Raw genomic sequence first — 17,923 nt, 5'->3', positions numbered from 1 at the left:
TGGATGTGAACAACAAAATCTATAAAAAGCTGTTTGTGGGCTTCGGCTTTGGCATCATCGTGTTGATCCTGAACCTTTTTGTCATGAGCCAGACCTACATCCAGAACCTTGTCTACCACGAGCGGCTGAGCCAGATGGAAGAGGTCACCCACCAGATGTTCCGCAGTCTGGAGGATGTGATCGACAACCACTGGGACGAGGTGGAGGTACAATGCAATTATTTATACTGCACCCCGCTGGAGACCGATGCCGATCTCTACCGCTATCTGAAAAAGCTGTCGGAGCTTTCCGATTACCATGAAAAACAGACCGAATTGATTGCCGTGGACTCTGCCGGACATTATTATACCGAGCATGGCCGCATGGGGCTGATGCGGGGAATGAACTATCTGGAAAGCGCACCGGAGCGGGTCAGCTATGTTTCCAACTCGCTGACCGTGGATGATTCCCGGATGGTGTTCCTGAAACAGCTCTCCACCCCCATCACACTGCAAAGCGAGATCGGCGAGATCACCCTGCGCTACTTCGGCATCTCCCGGTGCATGGCCCAGCTGAACGATTATTTCCGCTGCGACGCCTACGAAAATAACAACAGCGTCTATGTGTTGGATCACAACGGTTTCAAGCTGTTCAACGCCAATGATACCGAGCTGCTGAAAGGGCACAACGTATACACCGTGCTCTCCCAGATGTCCTATCTGCACGGTTCTTCCTTTGCAGCAGCAAAGGAGCGGCTTGCCCGCACAGGCTCCTGCTATTCCAACGCCGTGCTGGACGGGACCGAGTATTTCTACGCCCTGAAGCAGATGGAAAACGCCCAGTGGACGCTGGCGTTCCTTGTTCCGGCAGAATATGTGGCCGTGAATACGCAGAAGCTGGTCAATCTCGTCATGGTCACTATTGTAGGCTTTGCGACGGTGTTTTCGATCATGGCAGTCATTGCTGGCTGGTTCTTTCTGCGGGAAAAGCAGCGGCGGGAGCTGCAGGCTGAAAAAGAGACGAGCCTCCGTCTGGAGCAGTATAACATCCAGCTGACACAGGCAAACGACGAGATGCGGCGGGCGCAGGATGCTGCCGCAGAGGCGCTGCAATCCGCCGAGCGTGCCAGCAAAGCCAAGACGGACTTCCTTTCCAACATGAGCCACGATATCCGCACCCCCATGAACGCCATCATCGGCATTACCACCCTGATGAAAAACGAGCTGCACCAGCCGGAAAAGCTTGCCGAGCATCTGGGCAAGCTGGAAACCTCCGGCCAGCTGCTGCTGGGCATCATCAACAATATTCTGGATATGAGCCGCATCGAGAGCGGCAAGACCACCCTGAATGTGGAAAAGATGAATCTGCCCCAACAGATCCGCCAGCTGGACAGCATCATCCGCCAGCAGGCAGGCCAGCGCTGCCAGACCTTTACGGTAAGCACCCATCTGCAGCACGAAAACGTGCTGGCAGACCCCAACCGTCTGAATCAGGTGCTGATGAACATCCTCTCCAACGCGGTCAAGTATACGCCCACCGGCGGACACATCCAGTTGGAGGTGGAAGAGCTGCCCCGGAACGAGCACTACGCCCGGTACCGCTTTGTGGTGCAGGATGACGGCATCGGCATGAGCGCGGACTACCAAAAGACCCTTTTCGACCCCTTTACCCGTGAGGAGCGCTCCGGCACCAACAAGGTGCAGGGCACCGGCCTTGGCATGGCCATCACCAAGAGCATCGTGGACCTGATGGGCGGCTCGATCAATGTGGAAAGCGCCACCGGCAAGGGCACCCGCTTTGAGGTGGTGCTGGAATTTCCCATTGACGCCGAGGCAGACCATGCGCAGCAGGTGCAGGCCCTGCCGGAGGAAGCGGAAGAAACTTCGCCCCTGTCCGGCATGAAGTTCCTCTGCGCCGAGGATAACGCCATCAACGCCGAAATTCTACAAATGCTGCTGGAAACAAAAGGCGCAAGCTGCACCATCTGCCCCAACGGTCAGGAGATCGTGGATGCCTTTGCCAATGTCAAGCCCGGCGAGTATGACATGATCCTGATGGATGTGCAGATGCCGGTGATGGACGGCCTGGAGGCCACCCGCCGCATCCGCAATGACGAAAACCCGCTGGGCCGGGTCATCCCCATCCTCGCCATGACGGCCAACGCCTTTTTGGAAGATATGCAAAAGAGCAAGGAAGCCGGCATGGATGCACATCTCTCCAAGCCCGTGGACATTGCAGCACTGGAACAGACCGTCAAGCGCTTCCGTGTTACCCCCCCAATTAAATAGTGGAATCGCGCGGTTTCGCAGATGACCGACACCCACGACCTAGCAGGGCCGCCCGTTTGCGGCCCAGCTCTTTTTTTGTGAGAGAGCAATCAGAATAAATCAAAGGATTGAATGGTATTGCGTATGGAACAACAGTCAAATAAAATCCGGCCTATGCTGCTATCGGCACTTGCCCAATTGAGTGCCTGCCTGATCGTCTGGAATTTTCATATTCCAAATCCCAATATCGTGCTTTTTGTTGTTCTTTCTGCTGTGCTCGTGAAACACGGCTATGCAGCAGGAATCGTAAGCGGCCTCATTGCATTCCTATACACCGCGTTTTTCTTTTCTACCGACCACAGCTTTTTTCTTTACACCTCTTTGAATCTTCAAAAGCTCATCGTGGCCGGCCTTGGGATCGCTGCGAATATTCTGCTGATCGGTCGCCTGCAATGGCAGCTCAAGCGCTCCAGCATGGAAAAGATGCAGGCCGAAGCCGAGGAAAAGCTTCAAGAAACAACAGAGAGCTACCGTGCAAAACTTTACCACGATGCCTTGACTGGCACATACAACCGCCGCTACTATGAAGATATCGCATCCCGTATCGTCGGCCCGGCGGGTGTCGCACTGCTGGATGTGGATGATTTCAAGATCTGCAACGACACCTATGGACATTACGCCGGGGATATGGCACTGAAAACGGCGGCAAAAGCCATTCAGTCCTGCATCCGGGAGTCGGACCTGCTCATCCGCTACGGCGGGGATGAATTTCTGCTGGTGTTACCCGGCATTCCGGGAGACTTTCTGCAGACCAAACTGGAACAGATCCGCACGGCCGCGCAGATGACATCGGTACCCGGCTATTCGCATTTCCGCATCTCGCTGAGCATCGGCGGAACGATGCAGACGATCACCGACCCTCTGGAAAATATCGTGCGCCGGGCAGACCGGCTGATGTATCAGGCAAAGTGCCGCAAGAATGCCGTCATGGTGGAGGTTCCGGGGCAGAGTCTTGCAGCACTGGAAAAACTTTTACAGAATAAGTCGCAGATCTTACTTGTGGATGACTCTAAAATGAACCGCATGATGCTAAAGGAGATCCTGGGCGGCGATTACAGCATTCTTGAAGCAGAAAACGGACAAGAATGCCTGGAAAAAATGCAGGCGGAGGCCGGGAACATCGCGCTGGTGTTGCTGGACATCAATATGCCGGTCATGGACGGTTTCGAGGTGCTCAAGGCGATGAACGCCAACCACACCATCGAGGATACCCCGGTCATCATGATCTCCAGTGAGGACTCCGACGCGGCGATCCGGCGCTCCTATGAACTGGGCGCGAGTGATTATGTCAACCGCCCCTTTGATGCTCGTATCGTGTACCGCCGCGTGACCAACACCATCAAGCTGTATGCCAAGCAGCGGCGGCTGGTGCAGATGGTCTCTGACCAGATCCGCGCCCGTGAAAATAATACGGATACGCTGGTGGATGTGCTGAGCCATATCGTGGAGTTCCGCAACGGCGAAAGCGGTGCCCATGTGCGGCACATCCGTATCATCACAGAAATGCTGCTCCACCGTCTATTGGAGATCAGCAGCAACTACTCGATCACCGCGGAACAGCAGGATCTGATCCCGCTGGCCTCCGCCCTGCATGACATCGGAAAAATCGGCATTGACGAAAAAATCCTCAATAAACCCGGCAAGCTGACCCCGGAGGAATTCAAGGTCATTCAGACCCACAGTATGCTGGGAGCCAAGATGCTGCACGATTTGGATCAGTTTGCCGAGCAGCCGCTGCTGCAAACGGCCTACGAGATCGCCCGCTGGCACCACGAACGCTGGGATGGGCGCGGCTACCCGGATGGGCTGAAAGGGGATGAAATTCCCATCAGCGCACAACTGGTCTCGCTGGCGGATGTGTACGACGCGCTGACCAGTGAACGCTGCTACAAAAAAGCCTTCTCCCACGAAAAAGCCGTGCAGATGATCCTGAACGGCGAGTGCGGGGCGTTCAACCCGCTGCTGCTGCAATGCCTGACGGATATCCAGGCTGACCTGAAAGAAGAATTAAAGCAGTACAACTGAGCAGCGGACGCAATCAAAATAGGAGTATAAAAAGCCCAAATGAAACACAGAATCTCACGCCGTGCATTTCTGCACGGCTGCACGCTGCTGGCGGCATCTGCTGCCGTCGGCAGCCTGACTTCCTGCGGCGGAACGAACGCGATGGAGAGCGGTCTTCCGCAGATCATTGTGGGGAGCGATACCTATCCGCCCTATATTTATCTGAACAATGACGGCATTCCCGCCGGGATCGACGTGGAGATCGCCACCGAGGCGTTCCGCCGCATGGGGTATGCTGCCCGGTTTGAAACGATCGACTGGGAGCAGAAAACAACTCTGGTGGAAAGCGGCGCCCTCGACTGCATCTGGGGCTGCTTTTCCATGGATGGACGCGAAGAAGCATACCGCTGGGCGGGGCCTTACATGGTGAGCCGTCAGGTGGTTGCGGTGGATGCCGACAGCAGCATCCGATCCCTCAGCGACCTTGCCGGCAAGACCATCGCCGTGCAGAGCACCGGCAAGCCGGAGGAGATCTTTCTCAGCGGCTCCGACCCGCGCGTCCCGCAGACGGTGGAGGTGCTCAGCATCGAAAACCGCAGTGTGCAGTACGCAATGCTGGCCTGCGGCTATGTGGACGGCATCGCCGCCCACGAGACAGGCATCCTGCAATATGGGAAAGACAATGCCGTAGACTTCCGCATTTTGGAGGAACCGCTGCTGGTCACCGGGCTGGGCATCGCCTTTGCCAAAAACGACACCCGCGGGCTGGACAGCCAGCTGAACGCTGTTCTTGCGCAGATGCGCGCGGACGGCACGCTGGAGCAGATCGTTGGCCGATACCTTGAACATGCTTCGCAGTATCTGGAGGTGGACACCATTGGCGCGTAAAAACAGAACCACCCCGGATAAAAGGATATGGACAGCCTATCTGATCATCGGCGTGCTCTTGATGGCCGGTGTTGTTTTTTTCTCCGGCTGGCGGGCAATGCGCACAGCAGAGGAACGCTTTTGCCAGACCCTTGAGTTTGTCAAATCCCAGTCCACCAGCTTTGAAAAGTACAACGATACCATCACGGCAAAGGCGCTCCGCCGCGCGGCGGTCGCAGTCCATCAGCTGGCAGAGAATCCTGCGCTTGACCTTTCCGACCCGCAGTGCCTGAACAGGCAGGCAGAAAAGCTCTGGCTCACCGGCATTTCGGTTCTGGGACCGGATGGCACGCTCCAGTGCGAGTCCACGACCAACGGCATCGGCTATGACCGGTTTGGCGACCGGCTGAAAAATGACGCTGTTCTGGACGTTTTCTCTTACCCGCGAAAAACCTATGTGAAGCGCGTCCTGCTGGAAGATGGCTCTGCCGTGGATGTTGCGGCGCACCGGGCAGAAAGCACAGAGCTGCTCCTGCTTGCCTACCGGTACACCCCGGCGGAATTTGTGGAGGGAACGGCTCTATCCATTCAGAGCGTGCTGGACGGCTACCCGGCAGAAACCAGCGGTACATTATTCATCGTACAGAACAATCAGGTCATTGCCTCCAACCGCCCGGAGCTGATCGGGCAGGATGCAGCGGACAGCTCGCTGGTACAGGGGATCCGCAAAGCCGGGACCGCCGAAACGCTGATCCATACCCACGATTGGAACGGCTCCGGCTGCTATTTTGGAATGTACTGCCATGGAAGATCCTTTGATCTCTATGCGTATACGGATGAAAAATCGGTCTTCCGTGAATCGCTTCCGTCGATTTTGATGGCGCTGGTCGGTTACATCCTGCTTGTAATGATTCTTTGGGTGCTGCGCAGACGCTCCGTGCAGGAGATGGAGCGGCAGAAGAAAGAACAGGAGAAAAAGTATCAGGCTCAGCTGGAGGAACAGAACCGAAAACTGGAGATCGCGCTCCAGCACGAGGGGGCGGCAAACCGTGCCAAGCGGGAGTTCCTGTTCAATATGAGCCACGATATCCGCACCCCCATGAACGCCATCATTGGCTTCACCTCGCTGGCTGCGACCCATATCGACAATAAGGAACAGGTGCTGGACTACCTGAAAAAGATCTCCACCTCCAGCCAGCATCTGCTTTCCCTCATCAATGATGTGCTGGATATGAGCCGCATCGAGAGCGGAAAAGTAAAGATCGAAGAAAAAGCGGTGCACTTGCCAGACCTCGTCCACGATGTGCGCTCCATCATTCAACCCAATGTTTCGGCAAAACGGCTGTCGCTTTTCATCGATACCATGGATGTGGAGAACGAGGACATCATCACCGACCCGCTGCGGCTGAACCAGATCTTGCTGAACATTTTGTCCAACGCCATCAAGTTCACTCCCACAGGCGGGATGATCAGCATTCGCATTGCCCAGAAGAACGGTGCGCCCAAGGGCCGTGGCTGCTATGAGTTCCGCATCAAAGACAACGGCATCGGCATGAGCGAAGAGTTCCAGAAGCACATCTTTGAGGCGTTCAGCCGGGAGGAAAACTCCACCGTCAGCGGCATTCAGGGCACCGGCCTGGGCATGTCCATCACCAAGAACATTGTGGACCTGATGGGCGGCACCATCGCCATTGAGAGCGAACCGGGCAAGGGCAGTGAATTCATCGTAGATCTCTGCTTCGCCCTCAGCGGACAAAAGGTGGAGCCCAAGCAGATCCCGCAGCTGGAAGGGCTGCGCGCGCTGGTGGCAGACGACGATACCGACACCTGCCTGAGCGTCAGCACCATGCTTTCCAAGATCGGGATGCGGCCGGAGTGGACGATCTCCGGCAAGGAGGCGGTGATCCGCACCCGATACGCCCTGGAGCAGGGCGACGAATTCAATGTCTACATCATCGACTGGCTGATCCCCGATATGAACGGCATCGAGGTCGTGCGGCAGATCCGCAAGGTGATCGGGAAAAGCTGCCCCATCATCATTCTGACGGCCTACGACTGGGCAGATGTCGAAGAGGAAGCCCGCGCCGCCGGAGTGACCGCCTTCTGCGAAAAGCCGCTGTTCCTTTCCGAACTGCGCAGGGTGCTGGCAGAACCGTTCGGTGCGGCGCCTGCCCACGAACCATCGCAGCCAAATGCCGCCGATCTCAAGGGAAAGAAGCTTTTGCTGGTGGAGGACAACGCACTGAACCGTGAGCTTGCCCAGGAGATCCTGAAAGAAGCAGGCTTTGCGGTGGACACTGCCGAGGATGGTGAGATCGCCGTCCAGAAGATGAGGCAGGCGGCCCCCGGGCAGTACGACCTGATCTTAATGGACATCCAGATGCCCAAGATGGACGGTTACGAGGCGACACGGCAGATCCGTGCTCTGCCGGACGCTGCAAAGGCAGGCATTCCCATCTTTGCAATGACGGCAAATGCCTTTGAGGAAGACCGTCAGAATGCATGGAAAGCCGGGATGGACGGCCACATTGCAAAGCCGCTGGATATTCCGCACCTGCTGCACGTCCTTGCAGAGGTACTGAGATCCTGACGGCTACCGGCCAACAAAAGCAAAAGCACCCGCGGCAAACTTCGCAGAGGTTCTTGACCTCCGAATGCGAATTGCCGCGGGTGCTTTATTTTTTGATACCTGACAGGCATTTGGCTCACAGGATCTTGTGCAGCTCCTGCACCAGGTCGCCGATCACGATGGGTTTGGACAAAAAACCGTTCATGCCGCTTTCCATGGCGCGGCGGCGATCCTCATCGAACGCGTTGGCGGTCATGGCAAGGATCGGGACCCCGGCCAGAGCGGGGTTTTCCAGCGCGCGGATCTGCCGGGTGGCGGTATAGCCATCCATGACCGGCATCTGAATATCCATCAGCACCAGATCATAGCTGCCCGGCACGGCGGTGCTTACTTTTTCCACCGCTACGGCACCGTTTTCAGCTGGATCGACCCGGAAGCCATACTCCCGTAAAATTTCCTGCGCGATCTCGCGGTTCAGCTCGTTGTCCTCCACCAGCAGGATGTGCCTGCCCTTGAAGTCGGCATCTTTTTGGGGCAGAAGCTCCTGCGCCGCATCCGTCTGCTTCTGGCCGAGGGCACTCATCAGGGTCTCGCGCAGGTCGGATAGGAACATGGGTTTGGAACAGAAAGCGGTCACACCGGCAGCCTTTGCCTCCACCTCAATATCGGACCAGTCATAGGCCGTCAGGATGATGATGGGCGTATCGTCGTGCAGGCTGCGGATCTGGCGGGTGACCTCAATGCCGTTCATATCCGGCAGCCGCCAGTCAATGAGATAGGCGTGGTAGACATCGCTCATCTCGATGGACTGCCGCGCGCGCAGCACCGCTTCCTTGCCGGAAAGGGTCCACTCCGCGCGCATGCCCACCTTGACCAGCATCTTTGTCACGCTGTCGCAGGTGTTGAAATCGTCGTCCACTACCAGAGCTTTCAGACCCTCCAGCTCGGTGATCTTTTCCACCGGGCGGTGCTCCGCCTGTACCCGCAGCGGCACGCGAACGATAAACTCGCTGCCCTTGCCCTGCGCTGTCTGCACCTCGATGGTGCCGCCCATCATATCCACGATGTTTTTGGTAATGGCCATGCCAAGGCCGGTGCCCTGGATCCGGCTGACCGTGGAGGTGCGCTCCCGCTCAAACGGCTCAAAGATCCTTTTGGCAAATTCCGGGCTCATGCCGATGCCGTTGTCCTTGATGCGGAACTCGTACTGCCCGCAGCCGCGCGCCTGCCCGGCAAGCTGGCGCACCCGCACCGAGACCGTGCCGCCCGCCGGGGTGAACTTGATGGCGTTGGACAGCAGATTCAGCAGGATCTGGTTCAGCCGGGTCTTATCGCAGGAGACATCCTCGTCGGTCACATCCATCGCGTCCATATAAAGCTCCAGCTGCTTTGCGTGGATCTGCCCGCTGACGATGGTTTTCAAATCATGCAGCACATCCGAAAGGTTGACTTCCACTTCTTCCAGATGGATCTTTCCGCTTTCGATGCGGCTCATATCCAGCACGTCGTTGATCAGCGAGAGCAGATGATTGCTGGAAGCAAGGGTCTTGGTCAGATAATCTTTCACCCGTTCTTTATCGTCGAGGTTGCTGATCGCCAGTGTGGTAAAGCCGATGATGGCGTTCATAGGGGTGCGGATATCGTGGGACATATTGGAGAGGAAAGTGCTCTTGGCGCGGTTGGCGGTCTCGGCGGCAGCAACGGCATCCGAAAGCGCCTGGTTCACCTGTTTATCAGCGGTGCGGTCGGACATGACAAGGATGTACTTGGTTTTGCCCTCTACCTCGCTGCCCATGGCAACGATGTGGAACCAGCGCGGCTCTCTGGTCTCCTGATGCAGATACGCCGCGTCCCACTCGCGCTGTTCCCCGCGGTGAAGCCCCTCCAGAAAATTCTTGTCGCGGTCCGGGTCATCTTTCGGGTACAGTGCCACCAGAGCATGGACATCCTGCCGGACGTTTCTCCACGGGATGCCCAGCAGACGGCCAATGTTCGGGCTGACGTAATCCGCCTTGGAGGTTTCGGCATCCAGCATCAGGAACACGTCGTCCACGTTCAGCGAGAGTTTTTGGAACAGCACGTCCCGGTACCGGATCTCGGTGTCCTTCCGGCGCAGGGTGATATGGCTTCTGCGCGCGATCAACAGGATGATCAGCACCGCAAAGCCAAGGACGATGCCCGCCACGATCTGCACCGTATAGAACCACAGTTGATCCAGACTGGCGTTGACGATGCTGACCGGGACAAGCCCCACCAACGTCCAGTTCTGGACCGCCGTGCCCTCGTAGACCAGATAATAACTGGTGTCGCCCAGTTTTACCTTCAAGTTTCCGCTGCTGCCCTGCGCAAAGGCATCCGAAAGGGCAAGGATCTGTTCCTCGGAGAGGTCGGAATGGTCGCGCAGCGTCGCAAGGAAGTTGTAAATCACTTCCTTACGGTTTACGGAATTGTCGATCACCACCCGCCCGTCCGGGTAGATGACATAGTTGCTGGCATTGCCCTCAAAGGCAGAGTTGTCCAGCAATCGAAGCACCGCGTCATTATAATAAGAGATGGCAATGGCGTCGTAGGCAAAGCCCCGGTAGCTGCCCTGCGTTTCGGGACAGATGAACGCAAGCATCTGGGGCTTGCCGGGCAGCGCCGTGTTCACGACGACATCCTCATCGTGAGCGAGCTTTTCGTCCAGATTGGTCTGCAAGCCAAGATAGCCGGTCTCCCCGGTCACGGTCATGTAGTTGCCGTCGTAGGTAAGAAAGTAAAAGTCGGCAAATCCGGTATTCTGCTGCGCTGCCTCGATATACGCCTGAATTTCGTCCTCATCCGAGGTGCTTTCCAGAAAGCCGTTGTACAGATGCAGATAGGTCAGGTTTTTGCGCACCATCTCTTTCAGCATATTGTTGGATTTATGCAGCACCTCTTCCAGATGCGAGGTGCTTTCCTGATAGATGGTCCACGACGCAAACGAGAGGTATCGGACGCTGAAACCTGCTGCCAGCAAGACCAGCAGAAAGAGGACAACAGCGGCAGAAAGCCTTTTCCGCCGGGGATGGCGGCTGCCTTGGGGTTCGTGCTTTTCGTTTGCCATCCTGCTCACCTCAATGTCATGTAGTTTTCCGGTTCAGCAAGCGCCGCGCCGCCGCCGGAGACATCCTCCGTCCATGTGCTCTTTACCTGCTGATCTCCGCCTGTGAATCCGGCGCTTTTGTCCGCAAGCAGCGGTGCCATCTGCTTTGCCGTTGCCAGGCAGGTCACGGTAACGGTGTCGTCGTCCCGGAGCGGCTGCCCGTTCCGGGTGATGCCGGTCAGGGTATAGCTGCCGCTTGCCTCTTTTACCTCCACGGCAATCCCGCTGACCACCGGCAGAGAACCACGGTTGAAAGGCACGAACCCGCCCTCGCAGCCTTCCACAAAGGCGCGGACGGTCTCTTTCAGCTCCGCGCCGGTCATCGCGCACTGGTAAGCCAAAAGACTGTTGGGCATGATCATGGAAGCGGCCATTTTTGGGGTGTAGTCCGCTTTCAGCACACTGCCGGTAAAGCTGTTTGCGGCGGCGATGAGCACGTCGGTGCCATAAACGCCGCGCAGCGTGTTTGCCATCACGGAAAAGGAGGCGTTGCCGCCGTTTTTGTGGAAGACATTGGAGTAGCTCTTCCCGGAGGTCAGCACGATCTCGTCATCGGCAGACCCATCCTCGGCAAGAAGCCGGGCGTTGAATGCCTGATACGCCTGTTTTGCCGTGTACTCGCCCGCGATCATTTTGGAGACCACGTCCTTGGAGACGGCGAAGAAATCGTTGGAGGCAATGCGGATATACATGTGGTTTTCTTCCACCACGCCGCGCACATCTTTCATGTACTCGGTCAGGCGCAGGGGGACGTTCTGGCTGTAGCTCAGCACATCCTGCCCGTCGGCAACGATGCGGTTCTGTGCCTCCTCGGAGAGCATGACGTTCAGCACTTTCATGGCTTTTTCGCGTCGCGCGGTGTCCTGCTCCAGATCCCGGTTCAGGGCAATCTGGAAATAGGGGGTGGTCATCAGCCACTTTTCCCCGTTCTGGCTGAAGAAAGGCAGGAAGATCGTGTCGATGCCCTCATCCTGAAACATCTTGACCCCGGCAGAGCTGCCAAAGTACATGGCAACTTCCCCGTTCCGGAACAGGTTCATCACGTCATCGTAAGTATGCTCAAGATCCTCCGCCGTGAGGTTGGTATCCTGAATGAACCGCGCCATCCGTTCAAACGCCCCCGGCCACACGGTATCGTCCAGACCCACCCGCGCGGTGTTGGCGGGGTCGCTGTAGGCAGTGCGCCACTTGCGCCCCGCCGTGGTGGTAAGCTCGGCGGCGGAAAGCCCCTGCAGCGTTTCCATGCAGGTGTAATCGTAGGCATAATCGGCGGTAAAGCCGCGGATGCCCACTGTTTCAAATGCCTGACAGGCCGCCGCAAAACTCTCGGAATCGGTGGGCAGCGGGATGCCGTATTGCTCAAAAAGGCTGCGGTTGACCACAAAGCCGTGGGCGTCGGCGCAGACCGGCAGCCAGTTCACACTGCCATCCTCGTTTTTGAAGCTGTTGAGGTAGGTGTTATAGACAGCGCCCGCCTCGTTGGTCATGGCAAGGTTCATCAGGCTGTCCTTCAAGGGAGCCGCATCGTGCAGCGAGAAGCGGCAACAGGTGATGATATCCGGCAGACCGCCGTTCTCCTGCAAAAATTTGTAAAAATCCAGATCGTTGTTGCCGACGATGAACTCAATGTTCACGTCCGGCAGCTGGGACTGAACATAAGGCGCATAGGTTTCGTACAAGCTGGTGCTCCACAGATACACCTGAATGGTCTGGGCATCCTCCTGCTCCTGTACCTGTTCTGCGGTTTTTGTGCCGCATCCGGCCAGCAGGGAGACCGCCATCACCAGTGCCGCAAGCACCGAAACAAGGCGGCGCAATGTTTTTGCTTTCATCAATTCCTTCTCCTGATACCTCTTGGGCAGCCTGCGTTACTGCACCGCGCGGATCGCGTCGATCGTGATGTTGTACTGTTCTGTCACACGGTCAAACCACTCCTTGGAGCCTTCCAGTGTGCCCGCGCGCAGCACCTCGGTCAGCTCATAGGCGGGCTGATAGAGATTGGTAAAGCCAAGGTTCTGGCATACACCTTTGAGCGTGTGTGCCGCGCGGAATGCTTCCTCTACATTTTCTTTCTTGAGAGCGTCCGCCAGCTTTGGATAACTGTCATCGTCCAAAAACATCCGGGCAAATTTACGGATCATGCTCTCACTGTACAACCGCTTGAGCACATCCTCATAATCAGCCCCCATTTTCTGATAACATTCCTGAATCGTCATAACCACTTGTTCCACCTTTCTTTGTTTTTCACGTCACAAAAGGATCGTTTATTCTCGTTGCGTTTCGCTCGTTCCAGAGTTTTTCGTTTTTTCAATTCCGCTCCGCCCCGGACGGTCTCATCCCGGTTTCATTTTCATTCTGCTGATTTCAGGAATGTCACCGCAAGTTCATTCTCGTTCTGCTGCCAGCAGCTTTTTCCGAATATATACCATTATATAGCACAATTGTAACATTATTGCGGAAGCGTTTCAAGAGATTTTGCCTGTTACGCGGATATATTCGCAAGGAAGCTTTCTGAATGCAACAGCAACCACGTTGAATTGCAGATCGCAAAGATGCTGTTTGAATGCTGCACGGATCTCTTGACTTGCGATCATAGGAATCAAATGTATGGGAAGCGGCGGTCGGCAAGGCGTGGCGGCCTTTTTCTTATGATAAAGTGTCTCAGGTGATTTGTACACACGGAACGTGTGGCGCTTGGCAAACCTTTCTATCAATAAAAAGCACTGCTTCGTTCCCGGAAAGGAACCGAAGCAGTGCTTTTGTGCTGTGTAAGGGTCAGCGGCAGCTGCCGAGCCGCTGTTTGAAATCGCCGTAGCCGAAATGAGCCAGCTGCCGGAGGGTGCCATCTTCCTGCAGGGCCCAGATGTCCGGCAGGGGCATCCCGTTGAACGTGTTGTTCTTGCAGGTGGTGTAAATGGCCATGTCACCAAAGAGCAGCTTGTCACCCTCCGTGAGGGGGGCATCAAAGCTGTAATCGCCGATGACATCGCCTGCCAGGCAGGTGGGGCCGCCCAGCCGGATGGTACAGGGCTTTTCGCCGGGTTCGCCCGCGTCCATCAGAGGCGGGCGGTATGGCATCTCAATGACGTCCGGCGTGTGGCAGGCGGCGGACATGTCCAGGATGGCAAGGGACGTCTCGCCATTCTGCAAAGTGTCCAGCACGGTGGTGAGGAGATACCCTGCATTGAGGGCCCAGGCTTCGCCGGGCTCCAGATAGACCTGCAAGCCGTATTTGCGCTGTGTCTCGGTGATGCAGCGCTCCAGCGTGGATCGGTCGTAACCGGGGCGGGTGATGTGGTGCCCGCCGCCGAAGTTGACCCATTTCATTTGGGGAAGCAGGTCGCCGAACGCTTTTTCCACGGCGGGCAGGGTGGCAGCCAGGGCATCAGCGTCCTGCTCGCAGAGGGTGTGGAAGTGCAGGCCGTCCAGCAGGGCGGCGAGGCCGGGCTGCTGGGCCACGGCGGCATCCCACTGGGCACGGGTGGTGCCCAGGCGGCTGCCCGGCGCGCAGGGGTCGTAAATTTCGTGGCCCTCCTGCGTGGAGCACTCCGGGTTGACGCGCAGGCCTACGCTCTTCCCTGCGGCCTTGGCGGCAGGGCCGAATTTTGCCAGCTGGCGGGGAGAGTTGAAGACGATGTGGTCTGCATATTGGAGCAGCTCATCAAACTCATTGGCCCGGTAGGCGGCGCAGAAAACATGGTTTTCTTTTTCCGGAAGCTCCTCTTTGCCCAGGCGGCTCTCGTACAGGCCGCTGGCTTCGGTGCCCGCCAGATAGGGGGCCAGAACGGGGTAGCAGCCGAAATTGGAGAACGCTTTCTGTGCCAGCAGAATCTTGCATCCCGTCCGCTGCTGGACGCCCAGCAGAATTTCGCCGTTGCGGCGGAGCCGGGCCTTATCCAGCAGGTAGCAGGGGGAGGGCAGGGCATCCAGCAGGGCATCCAGCTCTTTGCCGTGCAGGCCCGCAAAGGGCGGACGGGTGTCGGTGCAGCGCATCAGTCCACCAGAGCCGGGGCGTGGCTCTCGGAGCGGGGCAGGCCGTACTTGTCCAGTGCATCCAGATAGGGGTCCGGATCAAACTCTTCCACGGTGTGGACGCCCTTGGTGGTCCACTTGCCGGTCAGCAGCATGAGGGCACCGCACATGGCGGGCACACCGGTGGTGTAGCTGATGGCCTGGCTGCCCACCTCTTTGTAGCACTCCTGATGGTCACAGACATTGTAGATGTAATAGGTCTTCTCCTTGCCGTCCTTTTTGCCGGTAAAGATGCAGCCGATGTTGGTCTTGCCCTTGGTGCGGGGGCCAAGGCTGGCGGGGTCGGGCAGGAGGGCTTTGAGGAACTGGATGGGCACGATCTCCTGGCCGTTGAAGTGGATGGGGGTGGTGGAGAGCATTCCCACGTCCTCCAGGCAGCGCATGTGGTCGAGGTAGCTCTGGCCGAACGTCATGAAGAAGCGGATCCGCTTTGCCTCCGGGATGTTCTTGGCCAGAGACTCGATCTCCTCGTGGTGGAGCAGGTACATGTCTTTCTCGCCCACCTGGTCAAAGTTGTACTCCCGCTTGATGCTCATGGCCGGGATCTCCACCCAGTGGCCGTTCTCCCAGTAGCTGCCGGGGGCGGAGACCTCCCGCAGGTTGATCTCCGGGTTGAAGTTGGTGGCAAAAGCGTAGCCGTGGTCGCCGCCATTGCAGTCCAGAATATCAATGGTGTCGATGGTGTCGAACTCGTGCTTCTTGGCATAGGCGCAGTAAGCCTGGGTGACGCCCGGGTCAAAACCGCTGCCCAGTAGGGCGGTCAGGCCGGCCTCCTCAAACTTTTTGGCGTAAGCCCACTGCCAGCTGTAATCAAAGTAGGCGGAGAAACCGGCCTCCTTGCAGCGCTTCTCATAAATGGCGCGCCACTCCGGGTCGTCGGTGTTTTCAGGCTCATAGTTGGCGGTGTCCATGTAGTTGACGCCGCAGGCCAGGCAGGCATCCATGATGGTCAGGTCCTGGTAGGGCAGGGCAATGTTCATGACCAGATCGGGCTGGTAGGCCTTGATGAGGGCGATCACTTCTTCGGTCTGATCGGCATCCACCTGCGCGGTGGTGATCTTCGTGGTGGTCTTGGGGGCCAGCTCGGCGGCGAGCTTATCGCACTTGGATTTAGTGCGGCTGGCGATGCAGATCTCGGTGAACACTTCAGGCACCTGGCAGCACTTGTGGATGGCAACGGAGGCCACGCCGCCGCAGCCGATGATGAGGACTTTACTCATGGTAAATTTCTCCTTTGTTGGTTGTTTTATGGTAATGCGTCGAAATGCGTCAAACCTGGAACCCGGGCCAGCCTTTGTCCAGCGCGATCAGGAGCTCCCGCAGCACCTTGCAGGCCGTTGCCGTGGACACGCCGGAGGCATCCAGCATGGGGGCCAGCTCGTTGAGGTCGGCTCCGATGATGTTGGCCTTGGCCACCGTGCGGATGGCGTCCAGCAGCTGCAAAAAGCTCACGCCGCCGGCTTCGGGGGTGCCGGTGCCGGGGAAGCAGGAGGGGTCGAGGCAGTCGAGGTCAATGGTGAGGTAGACCGGCACCTTGCTCTCACAGAGGGAGGCTGTCAGCTCGGCAAGGCCGGTGAAATCGAACTTGTGCATCTCGGTGTGCTGGGCCGCAAACTCAAACTCGGCCCGGTCCCCGCTCCGGATGCAGAACTGGTGGATGTGCCCGTCGCCTACCAGCTCATGGCAGCGGCGGAGGACACAGGCGTGGCTGAGCTTGGCACCCAGATAATCGTCCCGAAGGTCGGCGTGGGCGTCAAAGTGGACGATGTGGAGGCCTGGGTATTTCTTCACGGCAGCCCGCACGGCACCCAGCGTGACCAGATGCTCACCGCCCAGCAGCAGGGGGAGCTTGCCGTCCTGCAAAATCTCAGCAGCCCGGGCCTCAATGCCGGCAAGGGCCAGCTCGCTGGAGCCGAAGCAGAGCTCGAGGTCGCCGCTGTCAAAGATGTCAAAATCGGTCAGGTCGGCGTTCTGGTAGGGGCTGTAGGTCTCCAGCCCGTAGCTCTCGTGCCGGATGGCACTGGGGCCGAATCGGGCACCGGGGCGGTAGCTGGTGGTGGAATCGTAGGGGGCACCGTAGAGCACGATGTCGGCGGCGCGGTAGCTGCTGTCGCAGCCCAGAACAGTTTCAATATTGGGTGAGATCATTTGGGTTCCTCCACTTCCCGCAGCATTTCCTCAAGGAATGCCGGCAGGTAGAATGCCCCGACATGCAGCCGGGTGGTGTAATAACGGGTGCGCATGTTGAGCGCTTTCCAGGCGTCCGCGTCCAGATCGTCAATGGGATGGTACTTTTTGCTGGCAAAGCCAAACAGCCAGTAGCCCGCCGCAAAGGTGGGAATGTGGGCCTGGTACACCCGGCTGACCGGGAATGTGGAAGCGATGCGCTTATGGCTGCGCTGCATGGCGCTGGCGTCCTCTGTGTAGAACGGGCTGCCCTGCTGGTTGACCATGATGCCGTCCGCTTTCAGGGCGTTGAAGCAGCTGCCGTAGAACTCCCGGGTGAACAGGCCCTCAGAGGGGCCGAACGGATCGGAGGAGTCCACGATGATAAGGTCGTATTCCTCCTCACAGCGGCGGATGTATTTGAGGGCGTTCTCAAAATAAATGTGCACCCGGCGGTCATCCATCCGGCAGGCATTGCCGGGCAGGTAGGCGCGGCAGGCCTCCACCACCTGGGGATCCATCTCCACCAGGTCGATCCGCTCCACCCGGTCATAGCGGGTCAGCTCCCGCACCACGCCGCCGTCGCCGGCACCAATGACGAGGATGTCCTTGGCCTCTTTGTGCACGGCCATGGGGACGTGGACGATCATTTCGTCGTAGATGAACTCGTCCCGCTCGGTGAGCATGACGTTGCCGTCCAGGGTGAGCACCCGGCCGAACTCGGGCGTCTCAAAAATATCAATGCGCTGGTAATCGCTCTGCTTGGAGTAGAGCTGCCGGTTGACCCGGATGCTGTGCTTCACATCCGGGGTGTGAAATTCCGAAAACCAAAATTCCATGGTTGTTTCTCTCCTC

The 17,923-nt window shown here is 57.7% G+C and carries 11 protein-coding genes; 4 read left to right on the top strand and 7 right to left on the bottom strand.

What is annotated here, in order from left to right:
- Positions 1–5: 5 nt before the first annotated feature.
- From C4N22_RS02725 to C4N22_RS02710, 4 genes are all read left to right on the top strand, one after another.
- Positions 6–2,267, top strand: coding sequence for a hybrid sensor histidine kinase/response regulator (locus tag C4N22_RS02725; RefSeq protein WP_112147902.1), 2,262 nt, complete (start codon positions 6–8; stop codon positions 2,265–2,267).
- Between the two features lie 258 nt (positions 2,268–2,525).
- Positions 2,526–4,331: a diguanylate cyclase gene (locus tag C4N22_RS02720; protein WP_242980926.1), complete on the top strand. Its 1,806-nt coding sequence runs from the start codon at positions 2,526–2,528 to the stop codon at positions 4,329–4,331.
- A 39-nt stretch (positions 4,332–4,370) separates the two neighbouring features.
- Positions 4,371–5,198, top strand: coding sequence for a substrate-binding periplasmic protein (locus C4N22_RS02715; RefSeq protein ID WP_112147900.1), 828 nt, complete (start codon positions 4,371–4,373; stop codon positions 5,196–5,198).
- On the top strand, positions 5,188–7,767 hold the full coding sequence (locus tag C4N22_RS02710) for a response regulator (protein ID WP_112147899.1): 2,580 nt from the start codon (positions 5,188–5,190) through the stop codon (positions 7,765–7,767). The genes C4N22_RS02715 and C4N22_RS02710 overlap by 11 nt, the downstream gene beginning before the upstream one ends.
- A gap of 115 nt (positions 7,768–7,882) precedes the next feature.
- Here the strand turns inward: C4N22_RS02710 and C4N22_RS02705 are convergent, their stop codons facing one another.
- From C4N22_RS02705 to speE, 7 genes are all read right to left on the bottom strand, one after another.
- Positions 7,883–10,831 (bottom strand): response regulator, encoded by a 2,949-nt coding sequence (locus tag C4N22_RS02705; RefSeq protein WP_112147898.1) that lies wholly within the window; start codon positions 10,829–10,831, stop codon positions 7,883–7,885.
- 5 nt (positions 10,832–10,836) lie between these two features.
- Positions 10,837–12,702, bottom strand: coding sequence for an ABC transporter substrate-binding protein (locus tag C4N22_RS02700; protein WP_112147897.1), 1,866 nt, complete (start codon positions 12,700–12,702; stop codon positions 10,837–10,839).
- Positions 12,703–12,738: 36 nt separating this feature from the next.
- Positions 12,739–13,086, bottom strand: coding sequence for an Hpt domain-containing protein (locus tag C4N22_RS02695; protein WP_112147896.1), 348 nt, complete (start codon positions 13,084–13,086; stop codon positions 12,739–12,741).
- A gap of 559 nt (positions 13,087–13,645) precedes the next feature.
- Complete coding sequence (locus C4N22_RS02690; RefSeq protein WP_112147895.1) at positions 13,646–14,863, bottom strand: carboxynorspermidine decarboxylase; 1,218 nt, start codon at positions 14,861–14,863, stop codon at positions 13,646–13,648.
- Positions 14,863–16,122, bottom strand: coding sequence for a saccharopine dehydrogenase family protein (locus tag C4N22_RS02685; protein ID WP_022257617.1), 1,260 nt, complete (start codon positions 16,120–16,122; stop codon positions 14,863–14,865). The genes C4N22_RS02690 and C4N22_RS02685 overlap by 1 nt, the downstream gene beginning before the upstream one ends.
- A 49-nt stretch (positions 16,123–16,171) precedes the next feature.
- Positions 16,172–17,050: an agmatinase gene (gene speB / locus C4N22_RS02680; RefSeq protein ID WP_112147894.1), complete on the bottom strand. Its 879-nt coding sequence runs from the start codon at positions 17,048–17,050 to the stop codon at positions 16,172–16,174.
- A complete protein-coding gene (gene speE / locus C4N22_RS02675) occupies positions 17,047–17,907 on the bottom strand; it encodes a polyamine aminopropyltransferase (protein ID WP_112114590.1) in 861 nt (286 codons plus the stop codon). The genes speB and speE overlap by 4 nt, the downstream gene beginning before the upstream one ends.
- Between the last annotated feature and the right edge of the window lie 16 nt (positions 17,908–17,923).

Origin of the sequence: Faecalibacterium prausnitzii (assembly GCF_003287495.1) — a bacterium.
Classification (GTDB): Bacteria; Bacillota; Clostridia; order Oscillospirales; family Ruminococcaceae; genus Faecalibacterium; species Faecalibacterium prausnitzii_I.
The sequence above is the reverse complement of the archived record's forward strand: the minus strand, read 5'-3'. Positions and strand labels throughout refer to the sequence as shown.

Excerpts from the sequence above, each read along its gene's own strand:
- C4N22_RS02685 (WP_022257617.1), bottom strand. The coding sequence starts at position 16,122 with ATGAGTAAAGTCCTCATCATCGGCTGCGGCGGCGTGGCCTCCGTTGCC.
- speE (WP_112114590.1), bottom strand. The coding sequence starts at position 17,907 with ATGGAATTTTGGTTTTCGGAATTTCACACCCCGGATGTGAAGCACAGC.
- C4N22_RS02705 (WP_112147898.1), bottom strand. The coding sequence starts at position 10,831 with ATGGCAAACGAAAAGCACGAACCCCAAGGCAGCCGCCATCCCCGGCGG.
- speB (WP_112147894.1), bottom strand. The coding sequence starts at position 17,050 with ATGATCTCACCCAATATTGAAACTGTTCTGGGCTGCGACAGCAGCTAC.
- C4N22_RS02715 (WP_112147900.1), top strand. The coding sequence starts at position 4,371 with ATGAAACACAGAATCTCACGCCGTGCATTTCTGCACGGCTGCACGCTG.
- C4N22_RS02690 (WP_112147895.1), bottom strand. The coding sequence starts at position 14,863 with ATGCGCTGCACCGACACCCGTCCGCCCTTTGCGGGCCTGCACGGCAAA.
- C4N22_RS02695 (WP_112147896.1), bottom strand. The coding sequence starts at position 13,086 with ATGACGATTCAGGAATGTTATCAGAAAATGGGGGCTGATTATGAGGAT.
- C4N22_RS02700 (WP_112147897.1), bottom strand. The coding sequence starts at position 12,702 with ATGAAAGCAAAAACATTGCGCCGCCTTGTTTCGGTGCTTGCGGCACTG.